Origin of the sequence: Pseudoalteromonas sp. NEC-BIFX-2020_015 (genome assembly GCF_012952265.1) — a bacterium.
Taxonomy (GTDB): domain Bacteria; phylum Pseudomonadota; class Gammaproteobacteria; order Enterobacterales; family Alteromonadaceae; genus Pseudoalteromonas; species Pseudoalteromonas neustonica.
Genome location: NZ_JABCJL010000009.1, coordinates 96895 through 111054, shown reverse-complemented (window position 1 = coordinate 111054; position 14160 = coordinate 96895). Strand labels below are relative to the sequence as shown.

Annotated in this window: 14 protein-coding genes; 8 read left to right on the top strand and 6 right to left on the bottom strand. The window is 38.8% G+C overall.

What is annotated here, in order from left to right:
• The first annotated feature begins 1 nt into the window (after position 1).
• The 3 genes from HH219_RS08920 (at position 2) to HH219_RS08910 (ending at position 2608) form a co-directional block, all read left to right on the top strand.
• Entirely contained in the window at positions 2-805 is an 804-nt protein-coding gene (locus HH219_RS08920) for a MipA/OmpV family protein (protein ID WP_211842084.1), read from the top strand.
• Positions 806-807: 2 nt separating this feature from the next.
• A complete protein-coding gene (locus tag HH219_RS08915; protein WP_169327207.1) occupies positions 808-1239 on the top strand; it encodes an excinuclease ABC subunit A in 432 nt (143 codons plus the stop codon).
• A 67-nt stretch (positions 1240-1306) separates the two neighbouring features.
• On the top strand, positions 1307-2608 hold the full coding sequence (locus HH219_RS08910; RefSeq protein ID WP_054454692.1) for a DEAD/DEAH box helicase: 1302 nt from the start codon (positions 1307-1309) through the stop codon (positions 2606-2608).
• A 334-nt stretch (positions 2609-2942) separates the two neighbouring features.
• Here the strand turns inward: HH219_RS08910 and HH219_RS08905 are convergent, their stop codons facing one another.
• A complete protein-coding gene (locus HH219_RS08905) occupies positions 2943-4553 on the bottom strand; it encodes an NAD(P)/FAD-dependent oxidoreductase (protein WP_169327206.1) in 1611 nt (536 codons plus the stop codon).
• A gap of 166 nt (positions 4554-4719) precedes the next feature.
• Here HH219_RS08905 and fdxA point away from each other — a divergent pair, with 166 nt between their 5' ends.
• The 3 genes from fdxA (at position 4720) to HH219_RS08890 (ending at position 7896) form a co-directional block, all read left to right on the top strand.
• Entirely contained in the window at positions 4720-5043 is a 324-nt protein-coding gene (gene fdxA / locus HH219_RS08900) for a ferredoxin FdxA (protein WP_054203897.1), read from the top strand.
• 133 nt (positions 5044-5176) lie between these two features.
• Positions 5177-7414 (top strand): carbohydrate binding family 9 domain-containing protein, encoded by a 2238-nt coding sequence (locus HH219_RS08895; protein ID WP_169327205.1) that lies wholly within the window; start codon positions 5177-5179, stop codon positions 7412-7414.
• Positions 7415-7464: 50 nt separating this feature from the next.
• Complete coding sequence (locus HH219_RS08890; RefSeq protein WP_169327204.1) at positions 7465-7896, top strand: Sbal_3080 family lipoprotein; 432 nt, start codon at positions 7465-7467, stop codon at positions 7894-7896.
• Positions 7897-7928: 32 nt separating this feature from the next.
• On the opposite strand, the gene HH219_RS08885 is transcribed toward HH219_RS08890, so the two are convergent.
• The 5 genes from HH219_RS08885 to HH219_RS08865 all read right to left on the bottom strand — a co-directional run bounded on the left by HH219_RS08885 (position 7929) and on the right by HH219_RS08865 (position 11675).
• Positions 7929-8717, bottom strand: a complete 789-nt coding sequence (locus HH219_RS08885) for a hypothetical protein (RefSeq protein WP_169327203.1) — start codon at positions 8715-8717, stop codon at positions 7929-7931.
• Between the two features lie 82 nt (positions 8718-8799).
• Complete coding sequence (locus HH219_RS08880; RefSeq protein WP_169327202.1) at positions 8800-9339, bottom strand: sulfur transferase domain-containing protein; 540 nt, start codon at positions 9337-9339, stop codon at positions 8800-8802.
• Positions 9340-9407: 68 nt separating this feature from the next.
• The gene (locus HH219_RS08875; protein WP_054203814.1) at positions 9408-11006 is read right to left on the bottom strand and encodes an AbgT family transporter; all 1599 of its coding nucleotides are present in this window, start codon (positions 11004-11006) and stop codon (positions 9408-9410) included.
• Positions 11007-11112: 106 nt separating this feature from the next.
• On the bottom strand, positions 11113-11415 hold the full coding sequence (locus HH219_RS08870; protein WP_169327201.1) for a hypothetical protein: 303 nt from the start codon (positions 11413-11415) through the stop codon (positions 11113-11115).
• Between the two features lie 2 nt (positions 11416-11417).
• Complete coding sequence (locus tag HH219_RS08865) at positions 11418-11675, bottom strand: DUF3081 domain-containing protein (RefSeq protein WP_054203812.1); 258 nt, start codon at positions 11673-11675, stop codon at positions 11418-11420.
• A 155-nt stretch (positions 11676-11830) separates the two neighbouring features.
• On the opposite strand from HH219_RS08865, the gene HH219_RS08860 reads away from it, so the two are divergent.
• Both HH219_RS08860 and HH219_RS08855 read left to right on the top strand, forming a co-directional pair.
• Entirely contained in the window at positions 11831-12724 is an 894-nt protein-coding gene (locus tag HH219_RS08860; protein ID WP_054454685.1) for a TlpA disulfide reductase family protein, read from the top strand.
• A 66-nt stretch (positions 12725-12790) separates the two neighbouring features.
• Entirely contained in the window at positions 12791-14071 is a 1281-nt protein-coding gene (locus HH219_RS08855) for a flavohemoglobin expression-modulating QEGLA motif protein (RefSeq protein WP_054203810.1), read from the top strand.
• The last annotated feature ends 89 nt before the right edge of the window (positions 14072-14160 follow it).

Genomic DNA, 14160 nt, shown 5'->3' with positions numbered 1-14160 from the left:
AATGCGCTGGCTACTATTATTGTTTACTCTATTTAGTGGTGCTGTTTTATCCGCTTCTAAGCTGGAAATTGGTGGTGGCGTTTTTGCGGCTGATATCCCCCATTATTTAGGCTCAGATCAAAGTGAGCAATATATATTGCCAGTGCCCTATATCCGTTATCAAAGTGATGAGTTAGATTTAGATCGTAATAACCTAACTGGGTATTTATGGCAACATGATAAATTGCATTTAGATATTTCAGCAGGGGTTAGTTTAGCGGTTGATAGTAAAGATAACCAGGCACGAGAAGGGATGGAAGACCTTGATTGGGTTTTTGAACTCGGTCCTTCATTAAATTACTACTTACTAGGGTCACCTAAAGCTGAAGAACAGTTATATGTTGGTTTATTTACTCGTAAAGCAATGGCGACGGATTTTAGTTCACTGACAAATGCTGGGTGGCGGTATGGGCCGAGTGTTTATTTTGAAACCCTTTTGTTAACGGGTGATAATTATGAAATAACCACCACTATCCGAGCGAATGTAAATTTCGCTGATAGTCGTTATTTAAATTATTTCTATGGTATATCAGCGTTAAATAGCCGTATAGATCGCAGTGAATTTACCGTTGGTTCAGGATATTCAGGTACAGATTTATCTTTAGGGGTAAATTTTGATACTAAAAAATATTGGCTGGGTGGATTTGTGAAATATCACCACTTAGCAGATAGTAAACAGCAACGTAGTCCTTTAATTAAACAAGATAGTAATGTATCAGTTGGTTTTGGTGTTGCATGGAAATTTTATACTCAACAAGGAAAATAAAGATGAAAATAGTTTATAGCGCTCTGTTATTGGCGACTACTTTAATAACAACAGCTGTTGAAGCGCGTGACGATATAACTAAATACCCAATTCAACAACTGCTAGAAAGCAGTAAAGCAAAGGATGCTTTATTAGATATTCCATTGTATTTTGCAGATCAAAGCTACAGCAAAGAAAGCAGTAAATACGGTGAAGTGATCAGTAATAAAAAAACCAATGCATTTGGTAAATCTGATGCTGAAGCATGCGAATGGGTGATGCTTAGTGCGCTAAAAGCACTACAGCAACGTGCTGTGAAAGAGGGGATGAATGCGGTTGTTAATATTCAGTCGTATTATAAAAAACGTAAATTCATTAGTAGCACTGAATATGAATGCGGCGCGGGCACAATTATGGCCGGTGTGGCATTAAAAGGCACTTTAGTTAAGTTATAACTAACTGCTTACTTCAAATTGCTGTATAATTTGCGACCCTTGATAATGTGGCCGCAGGTTATACAGCATGAATTTTAAATCTTTTAGTTTTGCCCCTGAACTTCTTCAGGCGTTAGATGAACTTAACTATCACACCCTTACGCCCATTCAACGTAATGCTATTCCAGCAGTGCGTAAAGGCAAAGATGTTTTAGCCAGTGCCCAAACAGGCACAGGTAAAACAGCTGCATTTGCTCTACCTATTATTCAAAAATTATCTGAAGTTGAGCATACGCCAACAAATGCACCGCGTGCATTAGTATTAGCTCCTACTCGTGAGCTTGCAGAGCAAATAGCCAATAATTTTAAAGATTTTGCTAAGTATACTGCTCTTAAAACCGTTTGCCTTTTCGGCGGTGTTAACATAGCAGGTCAAGCGAATGGTCTAAAAGAGGGGGTAGATGTCGTAGTTGCTACTCCGGGTCGTTTACTTGATCATATTCGCCTTGGTAACTTGAGCCTTGCTCAGGTTAAGCATTTAGTTCTTGATGAAGCTGACCGTATGCTTGATATGGGCTTTATTGGTGATATGCAAACCGTGATCAATGCCTGTGCTGATGAGCGCCAAATATTATTATTTTCGGCTACATTCCCAGCGGCAATTAAGCAGTTTGCAAGTAAAGTGTTAAAGCAAGCGGAAATTGTGCGCGTTGATCAAACAAACAGCACTGCAGCAACTGTACATCACGTTGTTTACCCAGTAGAAGAGCGCCGTAAGCAAGAATTACTATCTGAACTTGTTGGGAAAAAGAACTGGCAGCAAGTGCTTGTGTTTGTAAATATGAAAGACACAGCTGACGAGTTAGTCAAAGAACTTAATCTTGATGGTATTCCTGCGGCTGTATGTCATGGTGATAAGACGCAAGGTAATCGTCGTCGCGCATTAAGTGATTTTAAAGCGGGTAAAGTTCGCGTGCTCGTAGCAACTGAAGTGGCCGCGCGAGGTATCGACATCGATGGTTTACCGCGTGTGATTAATATTGATTTACCATGGCTTGCAGAAGATTACGTACATCGCATTGGCCGTACTGGCCGTGCTGGTAATCAAGGTGAAGCAATTTCGTTTGTAAGCCGTGAAGAAGAAAATACTTTATTCGAAATTGAAACCCTAATAGGTCAAAAAATTGAGCGTGAATACTTACCAGGTTATAAAGTAAGTAACCGTGAAGTACTAATTGATAAAATTGGTAAAAAACCGTCTCATTTACGTCGTTCGCGCAGTAATAAAGTCTCTGGTCAAGCAACGGGTGAAGCTCGTGCAAAAAACCGTTCGCGTATTTCAGGTGTACGTAAAAGCCTTAAAGGCGAAAAGCTTGCTTTGAAAAAGTAATATTAAAAGTACACAAAGTGATAAAGCCTGAGTTTACTCAGGCTTTTTTGTTACTCTTATACCAATCGACTTAAATATTTAACCATCCTAGCGAGCTAAATAAAGCGCTAACTGCGTTATAAATTTTCATGTACGACTGCATGGATGCAGGAGGTAGAGCAATGCAGGAGCAATTGCCGAGAACAACACCATGTCAAAATTTATGCCTTGTTATCACTCCATTTATCTGTCGCTATAATTGGTCAGTAACTTAACACGATTGGTATTACTTAAAATATGGGCATAAAAAAGCCCCAACTTGTGGGGCTTACATCAAATTAAGCCAAAAACTTGGTTATGTGTTTTTCTCAATCATTGATAATGCTAAAGCTTCGGCTGCTTTTATCCCATCAATACCTGCGGAAAGAATACCACCTGCGTAGCCCGCACCCTCACCGGCAGGATATAAGCCTAGGGTATTAATGCTTTGCATACTCTTATCCCGTTTGATGCAAATAGGTGATGAAGTGCGTGTTTCAACACCCGTCAATAATCCATCATTAGTGGAAAAACCACGAATTTGCTTGTTAAATGCAGGGATTGCTTCACGGATGGCGTCAATTGCAAAACGTGGTAGCACTTTTGCTAAATCAGTTAGCTTAATGCCTGGAGTATACGAAGGTTTAACATCTCCTAATGTACTTGAGTCTTTCCCTTTTAAGAAGTCACCAATTAATTGTGCAGGTGCGTCATAATTACTGCCACCTAACTCGTATGCTTGTTCTTCGAGTTTGCGCTGCAAATCAATGCCAGCTAGTGGGTGCCCTGGGAAATCTTCATCGGGGGAAATGCCCACAACGATAGCGCTGTTTGCATTGCGTTCACTACGTGAATATTGGCTCATGCCATTGGTAACAACGCGACCTTTCTCTGATGTTGCAGCAACCACAGTTCCACCCGGGCACATACAAAAGCTGTAAACAGTCCGGCCATTGTCGCAATGATGTACAAGTTTATAATCAGCTGAACCAAGAATTGGATTGCCCGCATTCGTACCAAAACGGCATTCATCAATCATTGATTGCTTATGCTCAATTCTAAAGCCAACAGAAAATGGTTTTGCTTCAACGTAAATACCTTTGTCATGCACCATTTGAAAAGTATCACGGGCACTGTGACCCACAGCAAGCACAACATGACGAGTATTGAGTTGCTCGCCTGATGAAAGTTTAAGACCGGTAACTTGACCGTCTTCTAGTAAAATATCATCGACACGGGTGCTAAAACGAATTTCACCGCCAAGCGCTTCAATGCTTGCACGCATTTTTTCAATCATGGTAACGAGTTTAAAGGTACCGATATGAGGTTTGCTTACGTACAAAATTTCCTCTGGTGCACCTGCTGTTACAAATTCAGTAATTACTTTTCGACCATAATGCTTTGGATCTTTTACTTGGCTATATAGTTTGCCATCAGAGAATGTACCTGCGCCGCCTTCACCAAATTGTACATTTGACTCCGTATTTAAAGTACGTTTACGCCAAAAACCAAATGTATCTTTTGTGCGTTCGCGTACTTCTTTACCGCGTTCTAATATAATAGGTTTGAAGCCCATTTGTGCCAATATCAAGCCTGCAAATAAACCACAAGGCCCAAAACCAATAACAACAGGACGCTCTTGGATTGTGGAAGGTGCCTTACCTACAAACTTATAGCTGGTATCAGGTGCGACTTTAACGTGTTGATCTTTTGCAAACTTGTCGAGTAGCTGCTCTTCATTATCAACGACAATATCAAGGGTATAAATGAGTAAGATTGCGGTTTTTTTTCGTGCGTCGTAACCACGTTTAAAGACGTTAAAACTGTGAAGTTGATCTGCATTAATGGCAAGCTTGGTAATAATAGCTTGTTCAATTGCGTCTTCGCTATGCTCAAGAGGCAGTTTTATTTCTGTTAAACGTATCATATTTAATCTCTATTAGGTGTCTTAGCAGTCACTTTGGCGAACCGCTCACAATGGCGCGTATTTTACGTTAATTTAAGCTGCGATGGCAGTGATTATTTATTGTATTTTTTCAAGCGTTGGGTATGATCCAGCGCTGTTGTTGAGTAAATATAGGCATAGTAAGAATATGGCATTTGTAGTCACTGAAAACTGCATTAAATGTAAATACACGGACTGTGTATCAGTATGCCCTGCGGATGCGTTTTATGAGGGGCCTAACTTTTTAGCAATTAGTCCAATTGATTGTATAGATTGTGGTTTATGTGTACCTGAGTGTCCTGCTGAAGCAATATATCAAGAAGATGAATTACCCGAATCGCAAAAAGATTTTACGGAACTCAATGCTGAACTTGCACTTGTGTGGCCGAGAATAACTGAAGTTAAACCCGCACCAGATGATGCAGACACCTGGAATGGCGTTGCAAACAAACTAAAATTAATCGAAAGTTAATTTAAATTCTATTTCACCTCCAATTTATTAATTATTAATAACATTTATTTAATTTAACTATTAACAAATGACCCTGCTTGAATTAAACTTTCTAGGTTAATTTACTCCTGATGAGTAATCTGATTCTAAACGGATGTTTATGCAGCTTCTAAAATCAATAAATACACAGGTATTCTTTGTCGTACTGACATTAAGTAGCTTTTTTAGCGTAGCAGAAAAGCAACAATTTAATTTGGCCCATATTGAGCAAAGTATCGATCTTGATGGACAATTAAATGAACCCCATTGGCAGCAAGCTACATTAGTTGCTCTGCAGTATCAAAATGAACCCAACGAAAAAGGCACACCTCCGGTAAAAACCGATGCATATTTGTATGAAGATGGCAGCTATCTATATGTTGGTTTTATTGCATACGATAATGATCCGAGTCAAATACGTGCAGCATTAAGAGACCGAGATACTTTATGGTCTGACGATAATGTCGCAATAATGATTGATACATTCAATGATGAACGTACAGGCTATGAGTTTTATGTAAATCCGCTGGGTGCCCAAGCAGATATGCGTATGACTGATACAGATGGCTGGAGTGAAGACCCATCTTGGAATGCAATTTGGGATAGTGCCGGTCAAATTACCGAGCAAGGTTATGTGGTAGAAATGCGAATTCCATTTACTGCATTACGATTTCCAAAAAATAAAGCAGATATGACATGGAGCTTTGCTGCGTGGCGAAATTATCCACGTGACGTGACGTACCAAATGTCGAACGTCGGATTTGACCGTGATACTAAATGCAGCTTTTGCCAATTTGACAAAATCACTGGTTTTAATGCCATGGAACCCAGTAAAAACATTCAAGTAACACCAACATTTACCGCACTTCGCCATGATGTTAAAGAGTCAGTCCCAGGTGACTGGAATGACGGGGATATTGAGACTGAAGCAGGTTTAGATTTACGCTGGGGGGTCACGCAAGATGCGGTGATCAATGCAACAATTAACCCTGATTTTTCACAAGTGGAAGCGGATGAGTTAGAGCTGGATGTAAACACCACCTATTCAATTTATGTTGCTGAAAAGCGCCCCTTCTTTTTAGATGGCGCATCTTATTTTAAGAGTAGTCTATTTGAATTACTTTATACCCGTACTATTGCAGAGCCTGAAATTGGCGCAAAAATAACAGGCAAAACCAATAACCATAGCTATGGTTTTATGTATGCTGATGATGAAAATACCAGTGTGTTATTACCAACAAATCAAGGTTCAGGTTTTGCTAACTTAGGGGGTAAATCAAAAGCCTCAGTAGGGCGTTATCAATATGATATAGGCGAACAAGGTACCATTGGCGTAATGACTACCCATCGTGAATCAGCTGATTATCATAATACGGTATTGTCTCTTGATGGTAGTTACTGGTTTAACCAAACCGATAGTTTAATGTACCAAGTTGCTACCGCAGACACGAAGAATTCGACTTACCTTGTTGATAAATATAATTTAAAGCAAGATCAATCAGATCAAGCCTATAAAATTGAATTTACACGAGAAAAACGTGATTATGAGTTATATGCAAGTTACGAGCACGTGGGTGAAGATTACCGTACTGATTTAGGTTACCAAGCAAAAGTTGATTACAAAAAAGTAAATCTAGGGGGCGGTCAAACCTGGTATCTCGATGCTGATAACATCATAACAGAATATTCATATGAAGCTGATTGGGATAAATCATGGGCACTTGATGGCCGCTTACTTGAAGAAGAATATGAAGCAGTTGTTGAATTAAATGGACAGTTACAGTCATTTTTACAATTTGGTTTAACCCACCGAAATGAAAATTATTATGATGAGTTTTATAACCAAAACATTGGTTTTGTGTACGGTGGGTTTAATCCAACTAATGACATTCGTTTAACATTATACAGTGAATTTGGCAGTAAAATAGATTATAGCAATGAGCAGCTAGGTGAGTTACTGGCCATTGAACCTGAGTTTACTTGGGATATTAATGACCATTGGCAAGTGCAATTAGAGCATAGCTATAGTCGTTTGAATGCTCAAAATGGCGAGCGTATTTATACCGCAAACCAAACTGATCTACGTATTTATTATAAATTTAATATGCGCTCTATGCTTAAATTGGTTATGCAATTCGAAGATATTGACCGTAATAAAGAGGCCTATTATTTTGCTGTCAATCAGACGAATCGAGAGTTAGGTAACCAGCTAATTTATTCCTACAAGATCAACGCTCAAACACTGTTTTACTTAGGGTATTCTGATAAAGGTTATCAAAATGATTCACTGAAAAGTTTAGAGCGAAATCAACGTACGTTTTTTACAAAGCTTAGCTATGCATGGCAGCTTTAAATTTATAGAGATCAAGAATGAAAAATGTAATATTTCCAATAGTCATTTTTATGGCTTTAATATTGACAGGGTGTGTTAGTCCTAAGTTTTCGGGTGATCCTTTACCGGTTGAGGTACTCGCACAGAACCCTAAAGTACTTGTAATTAATGATAAAGAAACACGTGATGGATTTCAAAGTGCAATTGAAGGCTGGATGGATACAAATAAAATTAACTATGTTGTTAAACAAGAAGGTGTCGAGCACAACCCTGAAGAGCTAACGATAGAATATGTTGGCTACTGGAATTGGGATCTTGCACTATTTTTAAGTCGAGCAGAAATTGAGGCTTTTTATAAAGGTCAAAGAGTCTCAAAAGTATCTTATGAAGCCCCAAGTACATTGCATACAGGCAAGTTTGGTGATGCAGCTGAGCGAATAAACTTAATGCTGGAAATTATGTTTGGGAAACTCTCTTTAGCAGACGCTTCAAAAAAATTGTAAGCTTTCCCCAGTTTTTAAACTGGGGAATAAACTTATAAATTACGTAAATATGCTTCAACAAACTGAGCCTGATTTGGGGCTTTTGGTGCTGTTTTAAATTGAATTAACGTATCGGTGTGGCGTAGCTTTAATTCATCAGCAAACTCACATGAAATTTGTCCAAACCGCTGTGCTTTCGCTTTAAATGCAGGTTGTTTTTTACATTGTTGCGCCAAGCTTGTTGCAATTTGAGCGCAATAAGCACCGACAGCGTAGGTCTGCAGTATTTTATCATCAAGTTCTTGCCAATTGACTGTTGTTGTAATGTTTTTACCGCAAAGCTTATTAAGTTCTTTGGTTGCAGCCGTTAATGCTATTTGTGATTGTTTAATACTATTGTCACGATCAAACTTAGCCAATTTTAGTTGTATACCTTGTTCTTGTTGTGCCTGATATTGCGCATATACATCTTCAGAAATAGCTGTTGAGCGTTTATCTTTTAGTTCGGATAAGTAAATACCTTGTCGTGTATTCGGCAAATATAGCGTGTAGTTGCAACAGCTATAGCTTTTTCCTTTTGTGATTAAAGCGCGTTGTTCACCATCAAAAGTGTATTTATAAGCTTCAATACTGCCGTGAGGTTTTAAGTCTGTTAAAAAAACGACTTCATCAATTGGGCTATTAACACCGACCACTTTAATTAAAGCCTGAGACTTATCTCGGCTTTCAATGATCGTTACATGTTCGCCACTGGATGACTCTAAAAGAATAGGGTATTTTTGAAATTCAATTGCTTGAGCAGAGGAACAAAATAGAGCAAGTAAAAGTAGAATTTTTTTCATTTTTAAATCCATTTAAGTAAGTTGGGGTGAGTTTAACAATCGAGATTTATAATTAAAACAACTAATTATTACCCTCCGTTTATTATTTTTGTATTAGCGTGTTTTGATAGCGGGTAACTTCATCTGTGACAACCGATTCTAAACTTTTTAAACCCCATTGCTTACCGATTGCTATTGCTTGCTCAATGGGCAGTTTAAGCTCAGTTGCATGGTATACAGCAACAAGGGCACCGACACGATTGCTGCTGGCACAATGCACTAAAGTTGCCTCAGATGATGTTTCATTTAGCAATTTCTGTAATAAAATAGCGTTTGTAACATTTATATCAGCCTTTGAAGTTATTGGTAATGCCGCGTATTGCAAACCAAGTGTATTTACAACATCTTCTTCATCCCACTGGGTTTCATTTTTACCGCGTAGGTTTATAATATGCTTTACCCCTTTGTCAGCAAGTTGCGAAAGCTGTGCTTGTGTCGGCTGCCCTGAGGTATAAATATTTTCTTGAGGGTTAGCGAAATTGTTTAGCTTTATTAACTCAATTACTTGAGGATTTTTTTGTTCTGCTATGCAAGGTGTACTTAATAAACAGCAAGTAAATAAGATGAGAAAAAGTGCTTTCATAGTTGAGGCCTCATTTGGTAGGTATAAATGTAATAATGCCAGCGGGTGCTGACATTATTAAAATATTATTAAGGAGTATAATAAATGGGTGAGTCAGGCCCAACAGGTAAGCCTAGAACAAAGACCCACAGATAGAACAAGGCGACCCAACCAACAAAGAATATCATGCTATATGGCAGCATCGTAGCGACGAGTGTACCAATTCCCATGTCTTTTTTATACTTAGTGGCTACCGCGAGTATGAGTCCAAAGTAACTCATCATTGGTGTGATTAAATTAGTAACTGAGTCACCAATACGGTACGCGGCTTGAATTGTCTCTGGTGCATAACCAATTAACATAAGCATTGGTACAAAAATAGGGGCGGTAACGGCCCATTGCGCCGATGAAGAGCCTAAACTTAAATTAACTAAAGCACACATAAAAATAAAGAGTACGAATACCTCGGGGCCAGTCAGATTAAGCGCTTGTAACATAGCAGCGCCATTGATTGCTAAAATAGTGCCTAAATTTGTCCATTTAAAAAATGCGACGAATTGTGCTGCAAAGAATACCAATACAATGTACATGCCCATTGAACTCATGCTTTTGCTCATAGCATCAATGACATCTTTATCATTTTTCATGGTGCCGACAACACGACCATACACAAACCCAGGTATACCAAAAGTAACAAATATAAATACGACAATCCCTTTTAAAAATGGTGATTGTGTTACTAGACCCGTTTCTGGATTACGCAAAATGCCATCAGCAGGCACAATAGTCCACGCTAATAATAGTGATACAACTAATAAAGAAAACCCTGCCCATTTTAAGCCTGACTTTTCAACAGCTGTTAAACCTTGAATATTATTTTGCTCTAAATCTGCACTTGCATCGTCAGGGTTGTATTTACCAAGGCGTGGTTCAACAATTTTTTCGGTGACTAAGGTACCTAGAACTGCGATAAGTAAAACCGAAATCATCATGAAATACCAGTTAGCTTCTGCGCCAACTTGATAAGTAGGATCGATCATTTGTGCAGCTGGTGTGGTGATACCTGCAAGTAACGGATCAATTGTTCCTAATAATAAGTTGGCACTGTAACCACCGGAAACACCGGCAAAAGCGGCAGCAAGGCCCGCTAAAGGGTGACGGCCTAAGCTGTGAAATATCATTGCAGCGAGCGGAATTAAAACAACGTAACCAAGCTCTGATGCGGTGTTGGATAAAATAGCCGCAAAAACTACCATAAAAGTAACTAAACGTTTTGAAGCACCCATAACCATGCCGCGCATTGCAGCAGATAAAAGCCCTGAATGCTCAGCAACACTTACACCAAGTAAGGCCACAAGCACAGTCCCTAAAGGGGCAAAGCTTGTAAAATTAGTTACTAACCCGGTCACTATGCGTTGTAAACCTTCAGCACTTAGTAAACTGACCACTTCAATAACACCATCAGGATCACGCCCTGCAGATCCAATTGGACGCGGATCAATCGCACTTAAGCCAAACCAGTCGGCGATGCCACTAAAAACAACGATGGCTACACAAAACATCGCAAATAAGGTGATAGGGTGGGGTAACATATTCCCCATAAACTCAACGGTTGCTAAAAATCGGTTAAATAACCCCGATTGTTTTTCAGGCGGTGTTGAATTCGCAGTGTCGACAACTTTTGACATAGCTGGTTCTCAAAATTTTAAAATTGCCGCAATCTATCATTTTTTACGTTTAGTATCACCTATAAACGGTGACTTACTTACTTAGTACGTTAAATTACCCCTAATGTTAGCGAACACCTTTAAATAACAAAGGGTAACGACGTAATCTGTTGCCTATATAGTCATCAGCTAATATCTGCTCACATATATCATCAACATTATTTGAGGCCTCAAATACCCAATCAAATCTTTCGATAGCTAATAAAAAACCACGTTTGAGAAAACGTTGCTGGCGATATTCATCCAAGTTTTTTCGGATAATATCTAACTTGCTCGGATCTTCACGCAAACGTTCAATTACATTATTTATAAATGCGCTACCATTTTTATTTTCTGTACGACGCTTACGGCGAGGACGAGTTGGGTACACAATTATTCCTCATTAAAGATGTTAATGATTTTTTTAAGAAAGTCATCTTTATGCTTGTCGTGCTCATAATCAAGATGGTAAGTATTGTGAAACCCAAATCTCAGCGTTACACCACTGCCTTTTAAATAAACCGTGTACCCATCAATATCAGAAAACGCTGTTAACCCCATATAGTATTTGCCTTCTTCAGTAATCTCACCACGTTGAATAATTCGCTCATATACCGCAAGTACTTGTTTGCCATCAATGTCATTTTTCATTGCTACTCCAAATTATTTGTTGATCTATTAATCACTACGTATGGGCATAACATTTAGTTTAAACCATCGAATTAAAGTCACTGAAAATGTCGCAAAATTACAAGTTAGCTCTTAAGTTGCTATGCTAAAGTGTTTTTATTTTAGGGATGACAAAGATGAAATATATATACGTTACAGCGTTATGGTTATTTTTATGTTTAGGCAGTGCAACTACACAGGCAAATGAATCAAGCCTGACTTTAAAAAACCAACAGGGCGAACTCTTTGAACTAAACCAAATTATAGGTAAAAAACCTGTGTATCTAAAATTCTGGGCTACGTGGTGTAAACCGTGTATGGAACAAATGCCGCATTTTCAGCATGCATATGAACAATATGGGGAGTCAGTTGATACGATAGCAATTAATATCGACCTCAATGATGATCCGAGTGCTGTGGAGGCTGTTAAAAAACGCTTTAATTTAACAATGCCGATTATGACTGATGATACCGCTAAAGTCGCGAAACACTATGAGTTTAGAGGTACGCCTTTTCATGTATTACTGGATAAAACGGGGAGAGTGATTTTTCAAGGGCATGATGCTGACAAAGCACTTGATAACACACTACGATTACTATCTCATGATGGTGTTGTTGAAAAGCCACGCTTATTGGATAAAGAGAGTCAAAAAGTAGCGCTTACTCTCACCATTCCAGACAAAGGCTTAAAAGCCGTTTTATATACAGCGACTTGGTGCGACTGGTATTTAGCGGATACTCGCCCAAAGATGGCAAAAAACTGTATTGCAGCACAAGAGCAAATAAATGCCTTAACGGCGCAGGGAATAGATACAGAGGCGAGAGTGAGTCAACTATGGACGGATGAAGCCGCTGTGGCTGAGTACGTAGAAAAATTTAAAGTGCTTCATCCACTTTATATAGATCATGGGAATGACTTATTTATTTCCAATGAAGTGAGTCAAGTTCCTACTTTATTACTCTATAAAGACGCTAAAGTAATACAGCGAGTTACTGACTTTTCAAGCCCAATTAATATGCTAAAGCAGTAATAATTTGCTTTGAATATACGAAAAACTATCCTATGCTCAAGGCTCATACCCCACTGAGCTTAGAGCATGATAGATAAGGCGTTATTACTTAAAACTCGGGAGTTATCAGATCGATTAATCGCGCTGCAAACACCGATACGTATTTTAGATGCCATTAATTGGGATAAAAGCGTAAAAGAAGAGTTTTTCAGACAAAAGTGTCAAAAGAATCCGCTCGTAGATAGAGCCTATTACCAACAACGTGATTTAGGCTTTGTCCCGAGTGATTTACGTCAAGCATTTTCTGATTTAAATCGTAATATTATCAGCCAGCTCGGGCAATTAAACCCGATAGCGCAATACATGAGCAAAATGTGTACTGAATATAAAACAGTACTGAGTATGCTTGAATACAGAGGCACACCTGAGTTCCATGACTTATCTGTCGAGTTATTTGGGCATCCAAAAGATTTATTTCATGCGGGGGAGCCATCATTATCAGAGCTTGCAAATATGCTCGAGTTGCCTCTTAAAAACTTACTTTCTGCGGACATTTTACCTGATGACCCTAAGAATATTGATGCCGATGAAGCGGTTAAAATTCTTGCTGAGCAAGTGAAATTAAGCATGCCAGGTATCGATGTTGAGGTGATGATTAGCGATGGGATCGTCAGTGACGCCGCTGCGGGCGCTAACAATATTAAGCTGAATCAAGACGTGAAGTTTTCACAACGTGAGCTAGATATTTTAGAAGTTCATGAAGGGTGGATCCATGTTGGCACCACACAAAATGGCTTAGCTCAGCCTTATTTAACATGTTTAAGCAAAGGGACACCCAGCTCTACCGTGACCCAAGAAGGGCTTGCTGTTTTAACTGAGATCATCACGCTTAAATCAACACCGCGTCGTTTAGCGAAGCTAGTAAACCGCATTCAAGCGGTGACTAAGGTGATTGATGGCGCTGAGTTTGTTGATATTTATCGAGATTACGTTGCGCAAGGTTTAAGCAAGGATGAAAGCTATACCCTGGCACAACGCGTATTTAGAGGCAGTACAGCGACAGGATTACCCTTTACAAAAGACATCGCATATATAAAAGGGTTTGTACTGGTTTATAATTTAATACGTGTAGCAATACAGCTTGGTCGTATTGATCAATTACCATTATTGTTAGTCGGTAAAATTTCGATAGATGACTTTAGATTGATTTCCCAGTTGCATGATTTAGGCGTAATAGAATCACCTAAGTTTGTGCCACCGCACTTTAAAGATTTAAGAGGTTTGGCAACGTGGCTTAGTTTTGGCCGTTTTATAGGTAACCTGTCATTTGAACAATTAGAGAATGATTATAAACCGCTATTTTTGTGATGAATTTATTACATCAATCGGTTAAATAATTGAACAACTTAACTAATTAGTATGTATTACAAAAAGGCCTTACAAAAATTGTAGGGCCT